The sequence below is a fragment of the Kaistia hirudinis genome, from assembly GCF_014196455.1.
GTDB classification, from domain to species: Bacteria; Pseudomonadota; Alphaproteobacteria; order Rhizobiales; family Kaistiaceae; genus Kaistia; species Kaistia hirudinis.
Genome location: NZ_JACIDS010000001.1, coordinates 442386 through 461177 on the forward strand (window position 1 = coordinate 442386; position 18792 = coordinate 461177).

Sequence of the window (18792 nt, forward strand, 5' to 3'; positions counted from 1 at the left end):
ATCGGCGCCTCTCCTGCGCCAGCCGTGCCTCTGGTTGAAACGCCCCCACCGATGATCCGCTTCGACACCATCCTCTCCCGCCGCGCCACCGTGCTCTCCGGCGTGCCCGACGGCTATGACGGCAAGGTCGTCGCGGATATCGCGGCTCTGGCCGCGCGCGAGGGCAGGGGCGCCGTGCTCGTCGTCGCGCGCGACGGCAACCGCATGGCCGATCTCGAACAGGCGATCCGCTTCTTCGCGCCAGCGCTGGCGACGATCTCGTTCCCGGCCTGGGATTGCATGCCCTATGACCGCGTCTCGCCCAACAGCGCGGTGGTCTCGCGCCGCATGGCCGCGCTGGCGACGCTCGCCCGCTATCAGCCGAAGCAGGGCCAGGCGCTGGTCGTCCTGACCACGGTGAATGCCGTCGTCCAACGCGTGCCGAAGCGCACGATGATCGCGCGGCAAAGCCTGTCGCTCGCCAGCGGCAACCAGCTGGCGATGGAAACGCTCATCCGTTGGCTCGAGGACAATGGCTTCCTGCGCACATCGACCGTGCGCGAGGCCGGCGAATATGCCGTGCGCGGCGGCATCGTCGATCTGTTCGCGGCCGGGCAAAGCGAGCCGGTGCGCGTCGATTTCTTCGGCGATACGGTCGATTCGATCCGCACCTTCGATGCCGAGAGCCAGCGCACGCTGGCGCAGCAGAAGCGGCTCGATCTCGTGCCGATGAGCGAGGTGATCCTCTCGCCGGATTCGATTGCCTCGTTCCGCAAGGGCTATGTCGCGCTGTTCGGTGCATCGGACCGCGAGGACCTGCTCTACCAGTCGGTCAGCGAGGGACGCCGCTATACCGGCGTCGAGCACTGGCTGCCGCTCTTCGTCGACGGCCTCGACACACTGTTCGATTATCTCCCCGACGCGCCGGTGGTCACCGATCATCTGGTCGAGGAGGCGCTGGCCGAGCGGCTCGCCGATATCAAGGATCACTACGACGCGCGCCGCGAGGCGATGGGCAAGCCGCAGGGCGGGCCGCCCTATCGCCCGCTGCCGCCCGAGCAGCTTTACCTGTCGCGCGAGGAATGGGGCCGGCGCGAGGGCAGCGCCACGCTGATCCGCCTGACGCCATTCGCCGAGCCGGACGACACCGCGGTGATCGACCTCGGCGCGCGGCATGGCCGCACCTTCGCCGCCGAGCGCACGGCCGGCAATGTCAACGTCTTCGACGCCGTGATCCAGCACATGGCGGGGCTGCGCGAGAAGAAGCGCGTGGTCATTGCGAGCTGGAGCGAGGGCGCGCGTGACCGCCTGGCGCAGGTGATGGCCGATCACGGCCTGAAGCGCGTCGAGCAGGTCACGAGCTGGCCGCAGGCGCAGAAGCTGGACAAGGGCGTCGTCGCGCTCGCCGTGCTGGGGCTCGAAGCCGGCTTCGATGCGCCCGATATCACCGTCATCGGCGAGCAGGACATTCTGGGCGATCGCCTGGTGCGTCCGCGCAAGCGCTCCAAGAAGGCGTCGGACTTCCTCAGCGAGGTCGCCGGGCTTTCGGAAGGCGATCTCGTCGTCCATGTCGATCACGGCATCGGCCGCTTCGCGGGCCTCAAGACCATCACCGCGGCCGGCGCGCCGCGCGACTGTCTCGAAATCCTCTATGCGGGCGGTGACCGGCTCTATCTCCCGGTCGAGAATATCGAGCTCCTGTCGCGCTATGGCTCGGAGGATACCGAGGCCGCGCTCGACAAGCTCGGCGGCGTCGCCTGGCAGGCGCGTAAATCCCGCCTCAAGAAGCGCATCCGCGACATGGCGGGGCAACTGATCAAGATCGCGGCCGCGCGCGCCATGCGCCATGCCGAGCCGATCGCGCCGCCGGAAGGGCTCTATGACGAGTTCGCGGCCCGCTTCCCCTATGAGGAAACCGAGGACCAGCTCTCGGCGATCGAGGCCGTCATTCACGATCTCGGCGCTGGCACGCCAATGGACCGGCTCATCTGCGGTGATGTCGGCTTCGGCAAGACCGAGGTGGCGCTCCGCGCCGCCTTCGTTGCGGTGATGAGCGGCAAGCAGGTCGCGGTCGTGGTGCCGACGACGCTGCTCTCGCGCCAGCATTTCAAGACCTTCTCGAACCGCTTCGCCGGCTTCCCGATCCGCGTCGAACAGGCCTCGCGCCTTGTCAGCGCCAAGGAGCTGGCCGAGACCAAGAAGGGCCTCAAGGAAGGGCAGGTCGATATCGTCGTGGGCACGCATGCCCTGCTCGGCAAGGGCATCGAGTTCAAGGATCTCGGCCTCCTGATCATCGACGAGGAGCAGCATTTCGGCGTCAAGCACAAGGAGCGCCTCAAGGAGCTGCGCGCCGACGTGCATGTGCTGACGCTCTCGGCGACGCCGATCCCGCGCACGCTGCAACTGGCGCTCACCGGGGTGCGCGAACTCTCGCTGATCACCACGCCGCCGGTCGACCGCATGGCGGTCCGCACCTTCATCTCGCCCTTCGACGCGCTCACTGTGCGCGAGGCGCTGCTGCGCGAGCGCTATCGCGGCGGCCAGAGCTTCTATGTCTGCCCGCGCGTCTCCGATCTCGCCGAGCGCAAGGAGTTCCTGGAGAGCTTCGTGCCGGAGGTGAAGGTCGCGATCGCGCATGGCCAGATGCCGCCGACCGAGCTCGACGACATCATGAACGCCTTCTATGACGGCGCCTATGACGTGCTGCTGTCGACGACGATCGTCGAATCCGGCCTCGATATCCCGACCGCCAACACGCTGATCGTGTACCGCGCCGACATGTTCGGCCTGGCGCAGCTCTACCAGCTGCGCGGCCGCGTCGGCCGCTCCAAGACGCGCGCCTATGCGCTGTTCACCGTGCCGGCCGACAAGCGCCTGACGGGGACGGCCGAACGCCGCCTCAAGGTGCTGCAATCGCTGGATACGCTCGGCGCTGGCTTCCAGCTGGCGAGCCACGACCTCGATATCCGCGGCGCCGGCAATCTGCTCGGCGAGGAACAGTCCGGCCATATCAAGGAAGTCGGCTACGAGCTCTATCAGCAGATGCTGGAAGAGGCGGTCGCGCAGCTTCGCCAGGGCGGGGACGATGAGGAGGCCGATGATGGCCGCTGGTCGCCGCAGATCACCGTCGGCACGCCGATCATGCTGCCCGAGACCTATGTGCCGGATCTGCAGCTGCGCCTCGGCCTCTATCGCCGCCTCGGCGATCTCGAGGACCCGGGCCAGATCGATTCCTTCGGCGCGGAACTGATCGACCGCTTCGGACCGCTGCCGTCCGAGGTCGAGCACCTCCTGAAGATCGTCTACATCAAGGCGCTCTGCCGCAAGGCCAATGTCGAGAAGGTCGACGCCGGCCCGAAGGGCATGGTCATCGCGTTCCGCAATTCCACCTTCGCGAACCCGGCCGGCCTCATCCGCTATATCGGCGAGCAGGGGAGCCTCGCAAAGGTGCGTCCGGACCAGAAGATCGTGCTGATCCGCGACTGGGAAGACCCGGAAAAGCGCCTCAAGGGCACCGCCGTGGTGATGACCCAGCTCGCGCGGCTGGCGGACGAGGCAAACAAGAAAGCGGCGTGAGGCGCACACCTTCTTGAGCCCTCCCCTTGAGGGAGGGCCGAAGGCGCGGAGCGGCTTCGGGGAGGGGCTCGCTTCGGCGGAAGCCGAAGCGTTCTTTGCCGCCGATCGTCGCGATCAGCTCCGCCACCGCCGCGTGTCATTGCCGGGCTCGACCCGGCAATCCAGCCTTGCCGCCACTGCCCGGGGAGGCCTGGATTGCCGGGTCGAGCCCGGCGATGACAGAGTCGGGTGGCGGCTGACGGAGTTCGAGACCCCGGTGCCGCTATCCGATGCCCTCAGCGCCGCTTGAACACCGGCGCCCGCTTCTCCTTGAAGGCGGCGCGGCCTTCCCTGGCGTCTTCGGTTGCGAAGCAGATCGTCTGCAGGTCGCGCTCATATTCGATCGCCTTGTCGAGCGGCATCGAATGGGCGGCCTGGAGGTTGAGCTTCGCCGTCTCGGCGGCGATCGGCGCGCGGCTGGCGATGGCATCGGCGATCGTGCGGGCGCGAGCGAGAAGTTCGGCCTGCGGCACGACGTCGGAGACGAGGCCCCAGGCGAGCGCCTTTTCGGCGGGGATCGGGTCGCCGGTCATGAGCATCAGCGCCGCATTGGACGCGCCGATCGAATGGCTCAGGAAGGCCGCCATGCCGCCGCCGCCGATCCAGCCGAGCTTGATCTCCGGCGCCGCGAACTGCGCATTGTCCGAGGCGATGCGGATATCGCAGCTCATCGCCGTCTCGAGCCCGCCGCCGAAGGCATAGCCGTTGACCGCCGCGATGGTCGGCTTCAGCAGCTTGCGGATCGCGTCGCAATAATCCGAGCGATTGCGGAACTGCCAGGGTGTCTCGTAGGTGTCGAGTTCCTTGATGTCGGAGCCCGCGCAGAACGAGCGCTCGCCCGCGCCGGTGACGATCACGACGCGGATCGTGTCGCTGTCATTGCATTCCTCGACGGCCGCCACGATCGCCTTCGCCATTTCGGGCGTGACGGCGTTCAGCTTTTGCGGGCGGTTGAGCGTGATGGTGGCGACGGCGCCATCGACCTCGAAGCGGATATCCTCGGTCATGACGCTCAGTCCTTCGCCTGCGCGACCGCGCCGTCGGCGATCAGCTTGTCGATGGTCCCGTCGTCATAGCCTGCCTCTTCCAGCACGGCGCGGGTGTCCTGGCCGGCCACGGGCGCGCCGCGCTCGACGACCGACGGCGTCTTGGAGAACTTGATCGCGAAGCCCGGCGTCTTCACATGGCCTTCCGTCGGATGGTCATATTCGACGAAGGTGCCGTTGTGCTTGATCTGCTCGTCCTCGACGAGGTCGGCATAGCCATAGACGGGCCCGCACCAGATGTCGGCGGCGCGCAGCAGCTCGAGCCATTCGGCCGAGGTCTTGGTCTTCAGCCGGTCGCGCGTCTTGGCGAAGATCTCGTCGCGCTTGGTCCAGGTGTCGACCTCGTCGTCCATGGTCAGGAAGGACGGCTCGCCGATCACCTCGCCGAGCGTCGCGAGCTTCGGGAACGAGACGATGATGAAGCCGTCCGAGGTCGCGAAGGCGCCATAGGGCGCGCGGATATAGACATGGGCGTGCGGCTCGGCGGAGCGGACCTGCGGCTTGCCGGCGACCGTGAAGACGGAGAGCTCCTGCATCTGGATCGTGGTGATCGCGTCCAGCATGTTGACCTGCACGAGCTGGCCCTCGCCGGTGCGCTCGCGGTGCAGCAGCGCGGCCAGCGCGCCCTCGAAGGCGGTGTAGGCGGTGATCGCATCGACGAGATACTGGCCCGCGGCATTCGGCGGCTCGCCGGCGCGTCCGGCCGAGAGCATCGCGCCCGACATGCCCTGCAGCACGAGATCCTGGCCGGGGCGGTCGCGATAGGGCCCGTCCTCGCCATAGCCCGAAATCGAGACGTAGACGAGCTTCGGGTTGATCTTGGAGAGGCTCTCATAATCGACGCCGAGGCGCTTGGCGACGCCGGGGCGATAGTTCTGCAAGAAGACGTCGGCCGTCTTCACCAGCTCCATCAGGACGGCCTTGCCCTCCGGGTTCTTCAGATCGACGGCGAGCGAGCGCTTGTTGCGGTTCAAGGACAGGAACGAGACGTTGACCTTGTTGCCGCGCGCGCCGCCGGCCGCGACATGCCGCTGCCACTCGCCCGTCAGCGGCTCCACCTTGACCACATCCGCGCCGAGATCGCCGAGGCGCTGCGCCGCGAACGGCCCTGCCATCGCGATCGAACAGTCGAGGACGCGGTACCCACTCAGAATGCCCATTTCGGCCAACCTTGCATTGTGCTTACACCCGATGGAAGCGCTATCAGGAATCATGCGTGAGCGCTAACATAATTCGCGCCAAGCGAATTGTCTCGGGGAAGGCTGTGGCAGAAGAGGGGATGTGAAGAGGGGAGGCGGGCGGCCAGGTAAGCCCGACGCCTCGACCCGGAGCGCGGAGAAGCTCCCGCAGCCCAGAGGGTCGGCTCCCAGGCCCGTCCAGATGCCGTCATCCCGGCGGAAGCCGGGATCCATTCAGCCTGAGGCGTCTCGTCGTCATGTGCCTCGGCTGCATGGATCCCGGATCAAGTCCGGGATGACGCCGGAGAACGGGGCGACGCCGGCGAATCGAGGCTCAGCCGCTCTCCCGGACGATCAGTTCGAAGCCGACATCGATGGTCTTCGGACCGTCCTCGCGCCGCGTGCCGGCGGCGTCGGACATGAGGTCGAGCAGCAGGCGGCCGGCCTCGGCGCCGATGCGGCGCGTCGGCACGGCGATGGTCGTGAGCGAGGGGATGATGTGCCGGGCGAACTCGAAATCGCCGAAGCCGGTGATGGCGAAGCGGCCGGGAACCGCGATGCCGCGGCGCATGGCGGCGAGCAGCACGCCGGCGGCGGTGATGTCGCTCGACAGCACGATCGCGTCGGCGTCGGGATGCTCCCTCTCGACGCGCTCCAGCACCGCGCCGCCGTCCTCCATCGTCAAGGCGAGGTCGCTGCAATCGACGAGACGCGGCGTCTCGTCCGGCCAGATCCGCTCGGACGCCGCAACGAAGCCGTCACGGCGCATGCGCGCGCGGCTGTCGCCGGCCCGCAGCACGCCGGCGAAGACGAGGCGGCGGCGGCCCGTCTCGGCGAGGTGGCGCACGATCGCATCCATCGCATCGGTATTGGAGAAGCCGATCTGCCGGTCGATCGGGCGGCGGGAGAGGTCCCAGCCCTCGACGACCGGGATGCCGGCCCGTTTCATGAGCGAGACGGCGCCGCGCGTATGCCGCGTTCCGACGATGAAGAGCCCGTCCGGGCGGCGGCCGAGCAGCGAGCGGATCAGGTCCTCCTCGCGGTCCAGCCGATAATCGGTATTGCCGACGAAGAGCTGGTACCCCTTGGCAACGACGACGTCGGAAAGCGACTGGATCGTCTCGGCGAAGACCGAGGTTGAGAGCGTCGGGATGATCGCCGCCACGGTCATGCTGCGCGAGGAGGCGAGGACGCTGGCCGCGAGATTGTGGACATAATGCGTCTTGCGGATCGCGGCGGTGATGAGCTCCAGCGTTTCGGGCGCCACGGTGCGCGGCTCGCGCAGCGCGCGCGAAACGGTCTGCATCGAGACGCCGGCCTCGGCTGCGACGTCCGCCATGGTGACGCCGGCGCGCCGCGCCCGCGCCTTGCGCCGCGGGGCCTTGGTCTCGCTCACGGCGCGACGAGCCGCACGCACATCGGCGTGCCGATGGCGAGGCGGCTGTCGGTCCGCGTCAGCCGGCCGGTGGTTGGATCGCGGCGGAAGAGGACGATCGAGTCGCCGTTCTGGTTGGCGACGAGCAGGCTGTTGCCGCTCGGGGTCAGCGCGAAATTGCGCGGCGTCGCGCCGCCGGTCGGCACCTGCTCGATCAAGGTGAGGGCACGGCTCGCGGCATCGACGGCGAAGACGCTGATCGAATCATGGCCGCGATTGGACGCATAGACGAAGGCGCCATCGGGCGCGACGTGGATGTCGGCGGCGTGGCTTTGCACACCCTCCGGGATCGCCGGAACGAGCGAGAGGAGACGCAGTTCATTGCCCTCGATCCCGACCGAGGCCGTGGTGGAGGTGAGTTCGTTGCTGACAAAGAAGGAGCGGCCATCGGGATGGAACGCGACATGGCGCGGCCCGGAGCCCGGCGGCATGGCGAGGCGGGCGCGCTCCGTCAGCGTCCCGTCCTCGCCGAGCGCGAGCAGGGTGATCGTGTCCGTGCCGAGATCGGCGGCGATCCAGTGGCGTCCATCCGGGGCGGGGACGATGCAATGCGCGTGGCTGCGCTCCTGCCGCTCGGGATCGGGGCCCGTTCCGACGAAGCGGAGCGAGGAGACCGCCGGCGCCAGGCTGCCATCGGCGCGGATCGGGAAGACGGCGAGCGACTGGTCCGGACCGCCTTCGCCCATGGAATAATCGGCGACGAGCAGATGCCGTCCATCGGGGCTGACATGGCTATAGGCGGCAATGCTGCCGAGCGTCGTCTGCTTGTTGAGATAGGTGAGGGCGCCGCTTGCCGGATCGATGCGATAGGCGGAGACGGTGCCCTCGCGCCAGGAGGCGACCTCCGAGGTGGCGTAGAGCGTCCGCCCCGCCGCGTCGAACGACAGGAAGGTTGGGTTGTCGATGTCGGTGCTCTCGGCGAGCGGTGCGAATGTGCCGGCGTCCTCGACGAAGCGATAGACCGAAAGGCCGGTGCCGCGCGCACCTTGGAAATAGGGCGCCTCGCGATTGAGCGAGCCGATGAAGAGGGTGAGCGGCGACGGCAAGTTGGCGTTCCCTAGGAGCTTTTCTGACGTTAACGCTATCAGAGCCCCAGGGCGAAAAGAAGCGTCCCGCAGGGTCGTTCGCTCGGGAGCCTTAGCGTCGCGGACGTTCCGCTTGCCACGTCGCAACGCGATCCGTTACCACCATATAAGGAGAGTGCACGGAGACACCACGCGCGATGCCCTCCATCCGTTTCGGCAAGAGAAGCGTTCGACTGCCCGAAAGTCGCCTGCTGCGGATCGGGATCGGCGGAGCCTTCATTGCCGGCGGCGTGTTCTCCTTCCTGCCGGTGCTCGGCATCTGGATGCTCCCCCTCGGCTTCATCGTTCTTTCGCATGATTTTCCGCGGATCCGCCGCATCCGCCGCCAATGGCAGGTGAAGCTGTCGCGCAAATGGGCGCGGCTGCGCGGCAAGGCTGTGACGAAGCCGGGTTGAACCGTGGCCGTTCTGCCCTTGCGCCCTCCTTGCGAACACTCTAGCGTCGCTTACGGCGTTGGTTCCCCCGTTCAGATCGAAGGGGCGGGGGATGAAATGGGAATCCGGTGCGGAGGTCTCCCCGAAAGGGAGGCGCCAAGGCCGGAGCTGCCCCCGCAACTGTAGACGGCGAGCGACCTCGTATCGGGCCACTGGGCAACCGGGAAGGCGACGAGGGAGCGGTGACCCGCAAGCCAGGAGACCAGCCTGCGCCTCGCTTTGGACTGCCGTCGGTGGGACGGCAAAGGAGACGACATGACTGAGTTCCGTTCTGCTGCCCTTCCCGCATCCGGATCGATCGCCCGATCCCCGAGCCGCGTCGCGGCCGGGCTCGCGGCCATCATCCTCGGGCTGGTGCTCTATATCGGCACCGGATTCGCGGCGCCGAGCTTCATCCACAATGCGACGCACGATACCCGGCACGCCTTCGGGCTGCCCTGCCACTAGAACGCCGGGGTCATCATGCTGAAATCCATCATCGTCAGCGCCTTCGGCGCGGGCCTCCTCGCGGGCGCGCTCCTGACGGCCGTCCAGTTCGTCACCACCGAGCCGCTGATCCTGGCGGGCGAGGTCTATGAGAAGGCCGCCGATGCCGCGCCGGCGCCGGCCGCCACGCATGAGCATGCCGATGCGAGCGCGCCCGCCGAGGCCGAGCATCATCATGAGGAAGGTGCCTGGGAGCCGGCCGACGGCTTCGAGCGCTCCGCCTATACACTCATCGCCAATCTCCTGATGGGTGTCGCCGTCTCGGCCGTCCTCCTCGGCGCGATGACGCTGCGCGGTGGACGCATCGACGCGAAGACGGGGCTCCTCTGGGGCGTCGCAGGCTTTTTTGCTGCCTCGCTGCTGCCCTCGCTCGGGCTGTCGCCGGAGCTGCCGGGCACGGCCGCGGCGGAGATCGGCAGCCGCCAGATGTGGTGGCTCGGCACGGTCGGAGCTTCGGCCGCGGGCCTCGCGCTGGTGCTGCTCGCCAAGCCCTGGTGGAGCAAGGCGCTCGGCCTCCTCCTCGCCATCGTGCCGCATGTGATCGGCGCGCCGGAGCCGCCGACGCTGGAGGCTGCCTATCCGGCCGTACTCGGCGCCGAGTTCGTCGTGGCCTCGCTGGTCGTCAGCGCGCTGCTCTGGTCGGTCTCTGGCCTTTCCGCCGGCTGGCTGTTCAATCGGCTGTCCGGGCGTGCCTGACGGCGACACAGACCGAAGCGGCGGGCGAACAGCGCTCGTGCTCGGCGGCGCGCGCTCCGGCAAGAGCCGCTTCGCCGAGCAACTCGTGCTCTCCGCCCGCCTGCCGACGCTCTATGTGGCGACGGCCGAGGCGCGCGACGGCGAAATGAGCGAGCGGATCGCGCAGCATCGCGCGCGCCGCGACGCTTCATGGACCACCCGCGAGCAGCCGCTCGATCTCGTCGGCGCGCTGGCCGGCGCGGAGGGACGCGCGGTCCTCGTGGATTGCCTGACGCTCTGGCTTTCCAACCTGCTCGAAGCGGGCCGCGACCCCGTCGCCGAAGGCGAGCGGCTCGCCGCGGCGCTCGGTGCCATGGCCACGCCCGTCGTGCTCGTTTCGAACGAAGTCGGCTCCGGCATCGTGCCGATGAACGCGCTCGCGCGGCGCTTCGCCGACGAGCAGGGCCGTCTCAACCAGCGGATCGCGCGCGCGGTCCGCAACGTCTTCTTCGTCGCGGCCGGGCAGCCCTTGCGCCTCAAGCCGCGCACCGAACCGGAGTATTCGCTTTGACCGCCCGCATCCCCGCCACCATCGTCACCGGCTTTCTCGGCGCCGGCAAGACGACGCTGATCCGCAATCTGATCGCCCGCGCCGATGGCAAGCGGATCGCGCTGATCGTCAACGAGTTCGGCGATCTCGGCTTCGACGGCTCGCTGCTGTCCGATTGCGGCGAGGATGCATGCCAGCCGGATACGGTGGTCGAGCTGACCAATGGCTGCATCTGCTGCACGGTCGCCGATGATTTCCTGCCGACGATCGAGATGCTGCTCGCGCGCGATCCAGCGCCGGATCATATCGTGATCGAGACCTCGGGCCTCGCTCTGCCGCAGCCGCTGGTGCGCGCCTTCACCTGGCCGACCGTGCGCCATCGCACCACCATCGACGGCGTCGTGACGGTCGTCGATGCGGCCGCGGTCGCGGAGGGGCGCTTCGCGCATGACGAGGCGGCGGTGGCGGCCCAGCGCGCGGCCGATCCCTCGCTCGACCACGAGGACCCGATCGAGGAACTGTTCGAGGACCAGCTCTCCTGCGCCGATCTGATCGTGCTGTCGAAGGCCGATCTCATCGATGCGAAGCAGCTCGCCGAAGTCGAGGCGATCGTGCGCCGCGATGCCCGCGCGGCGGCGAAGAGCGTCATCGGCACGCCGGAGGGCCTGCCGACCGAGATCGTGCTCGGCGTCGGTGCAGCCGCCGAGACCGAGGCCGATATCCGCAAGAGCCATCACGATCTCGAAGGCGAGGAGCACGACCATGACGATTTCGTCAGCTTCGTGCTCGAGCTTCCCGAGGCGGCCTCGCTCGAGGCGCTGGCCGCATCCGTGCGTAATGCCATGGGCGAGCCGGGCGTCCTGCGCATCAAGGGCCGCGCCCGCGTCGCCGGCAAGGCCGTGCCGGCCGTCGTCCAGGCGGTCGGGCCGCGCGTCGACACCTATTTTGCGCCGGGCACGGATGCCGGACGGTTGGTCGTGATCGGCGAGAAGCATATCGACCGCGCCGCGATCGAAGCGCGTTTCAGGGCCTGAGGCCATGCATCTCGTTGCCGGCGAAACGGAGCGGATCGACGACGGCGCCACCGCCGTCGATCTCGATCAATCGCCCGGCGACATCGTCATCCTCTCGGCGGCCGATTCCGAGCTCGCCGCCTTTGCCGCCGCCGAGGCGCGCGCGGGGGCGGGGCCGAGCCTTCGCCTCGCCAACTGGACCAGGCTGCAGCATCCCTATTCCGTCGATCTCTACATCGAGAAGACGCTGGCGAAGTCGAAGCTCGTTTGCCTGCGCATGATGGGCGGCACGGGCTATTGGCCCTATGGCCTCGAGGCGATCCGCGCGCTGGCGCGCGGTGGCGGGCCGCAATTGCTGGTCGTGCCCGGCGAGGATCGCTGGGATCCGGCGCTCGCGCCCTATTCGACCGTCGATCCCGACGCGGGGCGGCATTTCTGGCGCTGCTGCGTCGAGGCGGGGCCGGACAATATCGGCCGCGCCCTCGGCCTCGCCCGTCATCTCGTCGGCGCCGGCGCGGCGCCGGACGAACCCGAGCGGCTGCCCGAAATCGGATTCTGGCTGCCGGGTCGCGGCGTGATCGATCGCGATGCGGCGCTTGCCGCGGTTCGTGACCGTCCCTACGCACCGATCGTCTTCTATCGCGCGCTCATCGAGGGCGGCTCGACCGGGCCGGTCGATACGATGGCCGCTGCGCTCGACCGCGAGGGGTTCGGCGCCGTCGGCATCTTCGTCACCAGCCTGAAGAAGGGCGAGGTGGCGGATGGGCTCGCCGCTTTCCTCGCCGCGGCGCCGCCCGCCGTGGTGCTCAACGGCACCGCCTTTGCGCTCTCGAAGCCCGGCCGGAAGCACGAGCCGACCGTGCTCGACGCGCCGGGCCGCCCGGTGTTGCAGATCGTCTTCGCGGGCACCAGCCGCGCCGCATGGCAGGAATCGAAACGCGGCCTGCCGCCGCGCGACCTGATCATGAATGTGGCCCTGCCCGAGGTGGATGGCCGCATCCTGAGCCGTGCCGTCTCGTTCAAGGAAGAACTCGCCCGCGACGGCGCGACGGACAGCCGGATCATCGCCTATCGCGCCGACGAGGACCGCATCGCCTTCGTGGCCGCGCTCGCCGCCAACTGGGCCCGGCTCGGCCGCAAACCGGCACCGGAGCGCCGGATCGCGCTGATCCTCTCCAACTATCCAGGCCACGACGCCCGCATCGGCAATGGCGTCGGGCTCGACACGCCGGAAAGCACGACGCGCATCGCCGCCGCCATGGCATCGGCCGGCTATCATCTGCCGGGCTTCCCGCAAACCGGCGCGGCGTTGATGGATGTGCTGCTCGGGAGGGGGGATGCCGCGGTCTCGTCCCCTCTCCCGCGAAGCGGGGGAGGGTTGGGGAGGGGGCCTGCAGCCGAAGCGTCCGAGGCGGGAGCCGTTGCATCCGATTCGGCGTCATCCCGGCGAAAGCCGGGATCCATGCAGCCTGAGGCGGTTTATCACCCTGCGCCTCAGCTGAATGGATCCCGGGTCGAGCCCGGGATGACGGCAGAGGATGGGGGAGGCGAAACAACACTCTCCCTCGCCGCCTACCGCGCCTTTTACGACGCCCTGCCGCCCGCCATTCGCGCCGCGCTGGCGGAACGCTGGGGCGCGCCGGAGGACGATCCGCACTGCGTCGACGGCGCCTTCCGCCTGCCAATCCATCGTTTCGGTCATGTCGTCGTCGGCATCCAGCCGGGGCGGGGCTATGCGATCGACCCGAAAGCGACCTATCACGACGCGGACCTCGTGCCGCCGCATCATTATCTCGCCTTCCATGCCTGGCTGCGGCAATCGTTCCGCGCCGATGCCGTGGTTCAGGTCGGCAAGCATGGCAATCTCGAATGGCTGCCGGGCAAGGCACTCGGCCTTTCCGCCGAATGCTGGCCGGAAGTGGCGCTCGGCCCGACGCCGCTCGTCTATCCCTTCATCGTCAATGATCCCGGCGAGGGCGCACAGGCGAAGCGCCGCGCGGCGGCCGTGATCATCGACCACCTGATGCCCGCGCTGACCCGTGCCGGGCCACAGGACGCCTTCGCCGAGATCGAGACGCTGATCGACGAATATCATCTCGCCGCCGGCGTCGATCCCAAGCGGCGCGACCATATCGAGGGCGAGATCCTGGCGCTGGCGGCGCGCTACGGCATCGACCGCGACCTCGCCATCGGCAGCGACGATCCCGACCGGGCGCTCCGCGCAATCGACGCGCATCTCTGCGACATCAAGGAGTTGCAGATCCGCGACGGGCTGCACCTCTTCGGCGTCAGCCCGCAAGGCGCGGCGCGGATCGACACGCTGCTCGCCATCGCCCGCATTCCGCGCACGGGCGGACGGGCGGAGGATGCATCGCTCACCCGCGCGATCGCCTCCGATCTCGGCTTGACCGGCTTCGACCCGCTCGCCGCCGATCTCGGCGCGGACTGGCACGGGGAGCGGCCGGCAGCGCTGGCGGGGCTCGGCGACGGGGCATGGCGGACGCAGGGCGACACCGTCGAGCGGATCGAGGCACTGGCGCGGGAGTGGGTGGGGTCAGCCCTTCTCCCTTCTCCCCCGTGGGGGAGGATCGGGGAGGGGGGAGCCGTCCCGAACGGAGACACCTCGGCCTCTTCACCTCTCCCAGAGGGAGAGGTCGGCCCGCAGGGCCGGGTGAGGGGTTACGGCCTCACCGGAGAATTCCCTAACCCCTCACCCGCCGGCCTTCGGCCGTCGACCTCTCCCTCCGGGAGAGGTGATGAGGCCTTTCCGCCTCCGCCCGGCCCCGCCACCGCGCCGATCCTTGACTGGATCGCCACCGACCTCGCCCCAGCGCTCGATCGTTCCGGCGCGGATGAGATCGCCGGCGTGCTCGGCGCGCTGGATGGCCGTTTCGTACCGCCGGGCCCCTCCGGCGCGCCGTCGCGGGGGCGGGCCGACGTGCTGCCGACGGGCCGGAACTTCTACGCCGTCGATACGCGCGCGATCCCGACCGAGGCCGCTTGGCGGCTGGGGCGCGCCGCGGCGGAAGCGCTGGTGATGCGCTATCTCCAGGACGAGGGCGAATGGCCGCGCTCGGTCGCCATCTCCGCCTGGGGTACGGCGAACATGCGCACTGGTGGCGACGACATCGCGCAGGTTCTGGCGCTGATCGGCGCCGAACCCGTCTGGGAGCCGGGAACGGGCCGCGTCACCGGCTTCCGCGTCCTGACGCTCGCCGAGCTGAAGCGGCCACGGGTCGATGTGACCTTGCGGATCTCCGGCCTTTTCCGCGACGCCTTTCCCGAGCAGATCGACCTGATCGATTCCGCCATCCGCGCCATTGCCGAGCGCGAGGAAGACGAGAGCGCCAATCCGCTCGCCGCCGCTCGCCGCCGCGATCTCCACGCCGCCCGCATCTTCGGCGCGGCGCCTGGAGCCTATGGCAGCGGATTGCAGACGCTGGTCGATCATTCGATCTGGTCCGACAAGCGCGAACTCGCCACAGCCTTCCAGGCCGCCAGCGCCTATCGCTATGGTGCCGGCGTCGATGGCGTCGCGGCGGAAGAGGCGCTGTCCGCCCGCCTCGCCTCGATCGACGTCGTCGTCCAGAACCAGGACAATCGCGAGCACGACATTCTCGACAGCGACGAGTACTGGCAGTTCCAGGGCGGCCTCGCCGCATCGGTCGAGCAGGCCCGTGGTTCGGCGCCGCGACTCTATTTCGGCGACCATGCCCGCGCCGAGACGCCCATCGTCCGTCCGCTCACCGAGGAGATCGGGCGGGTCGTGCGCGGCCGGGCGACCAACCCGAAATGGATCGCCGGCTGCATGCGCCATGGCTATCGCGGCGCCAGCGAGATGGCATCGACCGTCGACTTCCTGTTCGGCTATGCCGCGACCACCCATGCCGTCGGCGATCATCATTTCGATGCGCTCTATGACGCCTATCTCGGCGACGAGCGCGTCCGCGCCTTCATCGGTTTCGCCAATGGCGGCGCGCTGGCGACGATGGCGGAGCGTTTTGCCGAGGCGATCGAGCGCGACCTGTGGTCGCCGCGCCGCAACAGCGTACACCAGCATCTGGCTGAACTGAGCCGCAACCGGCCGCAGTCATGGAAGGACATGGAATGACGGATATGCCGAGCGAGGACGAGATCAACGCCCGCCACGCCGAGAAAATGAAGAAGATCAAGGCGGCACGCGACAAGATCCTCGCGACCAAGACGGTCGAGAAGGGGCTTCTGATTGTCCATACCGGCAAGGGAAAGGGGAAATCCACGGCCGCCTTCGGGATGATCTTCCGTTCGCTCGGCTATGGCTTTCCCGTTGCTGTCGTTCAGTTCGTCAAAGGCTCGTGGGAAACGGGTGAAAGACTGGCGCTCGAGCGCTTCGGCGATCTCGTCACGATCAACCGGCTCGGCGAGGGCTTCACCTGGGAAACTCAGGACCGCGCACGCGACATGGCCGCCGCCCGGCAGGCCTGGGAGACCGCCAAGTCATTGATTCGGCAGGGAGATCATCACATCGTCTTGCTGGACGAACTCAATATCGTGCTGCGCTATGACTATCTTCCGCTCGACGAGGTCATCACCTTCCTGAGGGAAGAAAAACCGCATGATCTCCATGTCATCATCACAGGCCGCAATGCGCCCGATCAATTGATCGAGATCGCGGATCTCGTCACGGAAATGGAAATGATCAAGCATCCGTTCCGTTCGGGCGTCAAAGCGCAGAAGGGCATCGAGTTCTAGTCAAACCATGGCTACGCCCGCCATCATGTTCCAGGGAACGGGGTCGAATGTCGGCAAGTCGACGCTCGTCGCCGGTCTGGCGCGGCTGCTTTACCGGCGCGGACTGAAAGTCGCGCCGTTCAAGCCGCAGAACATGTCGAACAATGCGGCGGTGACCATCGATGGCGGCGAGATCGGCCGGGCGCAAGCATTGCAGGCCCGAGCGGCGTATATGCCGCCGAGCGTGCACATGAATCCGGTCCTCTTGAAGCCGGAGAGCGAAACGGGATCCCAGGTCATCGTGCAGGGGCGACGTTTCGCGACGATGCGCGCGCGCGAATACGGCTCCCGCAAGCGCGAATTGCTTCCCGCCGTGCTGGAAAGCTTCGCCATCATCTCGAAAGACGCCGATATCATCCTCGTGGAAGGCGCTGGCAGTCCGGCCGAGGTCAATTTGCGCGCCGGCGATATCGCCAATATGGGCTTCGCCGAGGCCGCCGATCTGCCCGTCGTCCTGATCGGCGACATCGATCGCGGCGGCGTCATCGCGAGCCTCGTCGGCACACATACCGTGCTCGCCGAGCTGGATCGACGCCGCATCAAAGGCTTCATTATCAATAAGATGCGCGGCGATCCTCGCCTGTTTGATGAGGCGCTGCCGCTGATCCAATCGGCGACGTCCTGGCGTCCGCTCGGCGTCGTGCCGCATTTCGCCGATGCCGCGCGCCTGCCCGCCGAGGACACGGTCGGCCTCGCCAGCGGTCCCGCACGGCAAGGCGGGGTTCGTATCGCCGTCCCGATGCTGCCGCGCATCGCCAATTTCGACGACCTCGATCCGCTCCGCCAAGAGCCGGGCGTCGAGATGGTGCTGGTGGCGGCAGGCGAGCCGATCCCCGTCTGCGATCTCATCCTGCTGCCCGGTTCCAAATCGACCATCGCCGATCTCGCCTTCCTGCGGCAGCAGGGCTGGGACATCGACATCGTCGCGCATCGCCGCCGCGGCGGAGCGATCGTCGGTCTCTGTGGCGGCTATCAGATGCTGGGGCGCTCGATCGGGGATCCGGGCGCCATCGAAGGCGTGGCCGGTCGGGTCCCCGGGCTCGGCCTGCTGGATGTCGATACGATCCTCTCGGCCGACAAGCGCACCCAACCCTTCATCGGCACGGAGGCGGCGTCAGGCCTCGCCGTCGCCGGCTACGAAATCCATCTCGGTCGCAGCGACGGGCCGGACCATGCGCGTCCGTGGCTCGTCGGATCCGAGGGCGGGGAGGGTGCGATCTCGCCCGATGGGCGGGTCCGCGGCTCCTATGTCCACGGCGTCTTTGCGTCCGATGCGTTCCGTCGGCCGTTTCTGGAAGGCCTCGGCGGCGAGGCTTCGGATTTCGCCTATGAAGCGGCGGTCGAAGCGGCCCTCGACGGTCTTGCCGACCATCTCGCGGCGCATCTCGACATCGAAGCGATCCTCAGGATAGCCGCCAGAGGCTGATGATGACGATGAGGACCCCACCGAGGATGCCCGCGACCTGAAGCACGCGGAGCGCCCGGCGAAGGTCGCTCATGGATGCGTCATGGCGGGCGGAATCGTTCAGGAACGGATCGTCGACCACGAGTTCGCCATAGCGGCGCGGCCCGGCGAGCGCGATGTCGAGCGCGCCGGCCATGGCGGCCTCGGGCCAGCCGGCATTGGGCGAGCGGTGCTTGCCGGCATCATCCAGCATCACGAGCATGGAACGCTTGATCGTTCCGCCGACGAAGGGCGCGGCCATGGCGATCAGGAATCCCGAGAGGCGGCTTGCCGGCAGGTTGACGAGGTCGTCGAGGCGCGCGGCGGCCCAGCCGAAGGCGAGATGGCGCGGCGATTTGTGGCCGATCATCGAGTCGGCCGTGTTGATCATCTTGTAGGCGAAGAGGCCCGGCAGGCCGAGCAGGGCGAACCAGAGCGCCGGCGCGACCAGACCGTCGGAGAAGTTCTCGGCCGTCGATTCGATCGCGGCCCGCGCCACGCCGGCCTCGTCGAGCTTGTCCGGATCCCGGCCGACGATACGGGAAACGGCCACCCGCGCCTCGCGCAATCCGCCCGCCGCGAAGGCGCGGCGAACCTCGTCGACATGGTCATAGAGGCTGCGCCCGGCGAGGAAGACCGCCGCGACGAGGACGACGAGCGTGTAGCCGAGCGGCGTCGCGAGCAGCAGCCGCTCGACAAGCCGGCCGGCACCGAGCGCAAGCAGGACGATGAGCACCAGGGCGAGCGCGCCAAGCCAGCACCGCGCGCGCTCCCGGCCAGCCTCGGGCGGGGCGGCGTTCAAGCTGCGGTCGAGCCTGCCGATGAGCGCGCCGAACCAGGTCACCGGATGCGGGAGCCGACGCCAAAGCCAATCGGGATCGCCGATCACCGCATCGACCGCCAGCGCTGCGAGCAGCAGCCAGAGCCGGATATCGAAGGAGAGAAGCGTCATGGCCCGCCTGCCTCCATATCGGCCTGTCGATGGTCCCGACGCATGGCGTCTCCGTGCGCTTTTCGCAACGCTTCTGAACTAGCCGTTCGCGCGCGGCTGGCCAAGACGCCCCCGGCCGACGTCCGCCAGT

Annotated in this window: 14 protein-coding genes and 1 riboswitch; of the genes, 9 read left to right on the plus strand and 5 right to left on the minus strand. The window is 68.3% G+C overall.

Annotation, left to right across the window (positions count from 1 at the left end; translation table 11 throughout):
* Nucleotides 1-51 precede the first annotated feature (51 nt).
* Nucleotides 52-3555: a transcription-repair coupling factor gene (mfd, locus tag GGR25_RS02070; protein ID WP_183397062.1), complete on the plus strand. Its 3504-nt coding sequence runs from the start codon at nt 52-54 to the stop codon at nt 3553-3555.
* A gap of 275 nt (nt 3556-3830) precedes the next feature.
* Here the strand turns inward: mfd and GGR25_RS02075 are convergent, their stop codons facing one another.
* The 4 genes from GGR25_RS02075 to GGR25_RS02090 form a co-directional block, all read right to left on the minus strand.
* The gene (locus tag GGR25_RS02075; RefSeq protein ID WP_183397063.1) at nt 3831-4601 is read right to left on the minus strand and encodes an enoyl-CoA hydratase/isomerase family protein; all 771 of its coding nucleotides are present in this window, start codon (nt 4599-4601) and stop codon (nt 3831-3833) included.
* 5 nt (nt 4602-4606) lie between these two features.
* Entirely contained in the window at nt 4607-5800 is a 1194-nt protein-coding gene (locus tag GGR25_RS02080; protein ID WP_183397064.1) for a CaiB/BaiF CoA transferase family protein, read from the minus strand.
* A gap of 352 nt (nt 5801-6152) precedes the next feature.
* Nucleotides 6153-7214, minus strand: coding sequence for a LacI family DNA-binding transcriptional regulator (locus GGR25_RS02085; RefSeq protein ID WP_343067939.1), 1062 nt, complete (start codon nt 7212-7214; stop codon nt 6153-6155).
* Nucleotides 7211-8299: a lactonase family protein gene (locus GGR25_RS02090; RefSeq protein WP_183397065.1), complete on the minus strand. Its 1089-nt coding sequence runs from the start codon at nt 8297-8299 to the stop codon at nt 7211-7213. The genes GGR25_RS02085 and GGR25_RS02090 overlap by 4 nt, the downstream gene beginning before the upstream one ends.
* A 176-nt stretch (nt 8300-8475) precedes the next feature.
* Here GGR25_RS02090 and GGR25_RS02095 point away from each other — a divergent pair, with 176 nt between their 5' ends.
* From GGR25_RS02095 to GGR25_RS02130, 8 genes are all read left to right on the plus strand, one after another.
* Nucleotides 8476-8733 (plus strand): hypothetical protein, encoded by a 258-nt coding sequence (locus tag GGR25_RS02095; RefSeq protein WP_183397066.1) that lies wholly within the window; start codon nt 8476-8478, stop codon nt 8731-8733.
* A 42-nt stretch (nt 8734-8775) separates the two neighbouring features.
* A riboswitch (cobalamin riboswitch) is annotated at nt 8776-8997 on the plus strand.
* Between the two features lie 30 nt (nt 8998-9027).
* Complete coding sequence (locus GGR25_RS02100) at nt 9028-9219, plus strand: CbtB domain-containing protein (RefSeq protein WP_183397067.1); 192 nt, start codon at nt 9028-9030, stop codon at nt 9217-9219.
* Between the two features lie 15 nt (nt 9220-9234).
* The gene (locus tag GGR25_RS02105; protein WP_183397068.1) at nt 9235-9954 is read left to right on the plus strand and encodes a CbtA family protein; all 720 of its coding nucleotides are present in this window, start codon (nt 9235-9237) and stop codon (nt 9952-9954) included.
* Nucleotides 9947-10504, plus strand: coding sequence for a bifunctional adenosylcobinamide kinase/adenosylcobinamide-phosphate guanylyltransferase (gene cobU / locus GGR25_RS02110; protein ID WP_183397069.1), 558 nt, complete (start codon nt 9947-9949; stop codon nt 10502-10504). The genes GGR25_RS02105 and cobU overlap by 8 nt, the downstream gene beginning before the upstream one ends.
* Nucleotides 10501-11517, plus strand: a complete 1017-nt coding sequence (cobW, locus tag GGR25_RS02115) for a cobalamin biosynthesis protein CobW (protein ID WP_183397070.1) — start codon at nt 10501-10503, stop codon at nt 11515-11517. The genes cobU and cobW overlap by 4 nt, the downstream gene beginning before the upstream one ends.
* 4 nt (nt 11518-11521) lie before the next feature.
* Nucleotides 11522-15607 carry a cobaltochelatase subunit CobN gene (cobN, locus tag GGR25_RS02120; RefSeq protein ID WP_183397071.1) on the plus strand — a complete coding sequence of 1362 codons (4086 nt, stop codon included), beginning with the start codon at nt 11522-11524 and terminating at the stop codon, nt 15605-15607.
* Nucleotides 15604-16227: a cob(I)yrinic acid a,c-diamide adenosyltransferase gene (gene cobO / locus GGR25_RS02125; RefSeq protein ID WP_183397072.1), complete on the plus strand. Its 624-nt coding sequence runs from the start codon at nt 15604-15606 to the stop codon at nt 16225-16227. Before cobN ends, cobO begins: the two co-directional genes overlap by 4 nt.
* A 7-nt stretch (nt 16228-16234) precedes the next feature.
* Nucleotides 16235-17692: a cobyric acid synthase gene (locus GGR25_RS02130; protein ID WP_183397073.1), complete on the plus strand. Its 1458-nt coding sequence runs from the start codon at nt 16235-16237 to the stop codon at nt 17690-17692.
* Here GGR25_RS02130 and cbiB read toward each other — a convergent pair.
* A complete protein-coding gene (gene cbiB / locus GGR25_RS02135; protein WP_183397074.1) occupies nt 17670-18662 on the minus strand; it encodes an adenosylcobinamide-phosphate synthase CbiB in 993 nt (330 codons plus the stop codon). The genes GGR25_RS02130 and cbiB overlap by 23 nt on opposite strands.
* Nucleotides 18663-18792 lie beyond the last annotated feature (130 nt).

What these genes read in the sequence shown, in the direction of transcription:
- mfd (WP_183397062.1), top strand. Translation starts at nt 52, where the DNA reads ATGATCCGCTTCGACACCATCCTCTCCCGCCGCGCCACCGTGCTCTCC.
- GGR25_RS02075 (WP_183397063.1), bottom strand. Translation starts at nt 4,601, where the DNA reads ATGACCGAGGATATCCGCTTCGAGGTCGATGGCGCCGTCGCCACCATC.
- GGR25_RS02080 (WP_183397064.1), bottom strand. Translation starts at nt 5,800, where the DNA reads ATGGGCATTCTGAGTGGGTACCGCGTCCTCGACTGTTCGATCGCGATG.
- GGR25_RS02095 (WP_183397066.1), top strand. Translation starts at nt 8,476, where the DNA reads ATGCCCTCCATCCGTTTCGGCAAGAGAAGCGTTCGACTGCCCGAAAGT.
- GGR25_RS02100 (WP_183397067.1), top strand. Translation starts at nt 9,028, where the DNA reads ATGACTGAGTTCCGTTCTGCTGCCCTTCCCGCATCCGGATCGATCGCC.
- GGR25_RS02105 (WP_183397068.1), top strand. Translation starts at nt 9,235, where the DNA reads ATGCTGAAATCCATCATCGTCAGCGCCTTCGGCGCGGGCCTCCTCGCG.
- cobN (WP_183397071.1), top strand. Translation starts at nt 11,522, where the DNA reads ATGCATCTCGTTGCCGGCGAAACGGAGCGGATCGACGACGGCGCCACC.
- cobO (WP_183397072.1), top strand. Translation starts at nt 15,604, where the DNA reads ATGACGGATATGCCGAGCGAGGACGAGATCAACGCCCGCCACGCCGAG.
- GGR25_RS02130 (WP_183397073.1), top strand. Translation starts at nt 16,235, where the DNA reads ATGGCTACGCCCGCCATCATGTTCCAGGGAACGGGGTCGAATGTCGGC.
- cbiB (WP_183397074.1), bottom strand. Translation starts at nt 18,662, where the DNA reads ATGACGCTTCTCTCCTTCGATATCCGGCTCTGGCTGCTGCTCGCAGCG.